The 397-nt window shown below is 57.9% G+C and carries 1 protein-coding gene; it reads left to right on the top strand.

Translation table 11 applies throughout. The features are described from left to right. The coding region (locus tag I6F37_RS43485; protein WP_225154909.1) for an Ldh family oxidoreductase at nucleotides 1-385 on the top strand (385 nt) is incomplete at its 5' end. Between the last annotated feature and the right edge of the window lie 12 nt (nucleotides 386-397).

Here is a 397-nt window from a genome sequence, read left to right as displayed (position 1 = left end):
GTTCCTGGCCTTTGGCGGTTACAAAGGTTCGGGCCTGGCGCTGATCACCGAAGTGCTCGGCGGCCTGCTTTCCGGCAACGGCCTGGGCAAACAGTACTGGGACAACCGCGGCCACGGCGTCAATGGTTTGTTTCTCCAAGCAGTCGCCGTCGAAGAATTCCAAGATTTGGAAACCTTCTACGACCATGTCGACGAGCTCATCGCATTCATAAAATCGACGAAGAGCGCGCCGGGATTTAGCGAAATCCTCCTGCCCGGCGAGTCGGGCAGAAAACACGAAGCTCACAATCGCCAGCATGGCGTCGAAGTCGAAGCAGGTACTTGGGCCAATCTAACCGCTCTCGCCGCGGAGCTGGGGATCGCGGAAGTCCCGGCGCCGCTGTGAATGAATTTGTAA

Origin of the sequence: Bradyrhizobium sp. NBAIM08, from assembly GCF_020193935.1 — a bacterium.
Taxonomy (GTDB): Bacteria; Pseudomonadota; Alphaproteobacteria; order Rhizobiales; family Xanthobacteraceae; genus Bradyrhizobium; species Bradyrhizobium yuanmingense.
This window is presented reverse-complemented; position numbering and strand designations above follow the sequence as displayed.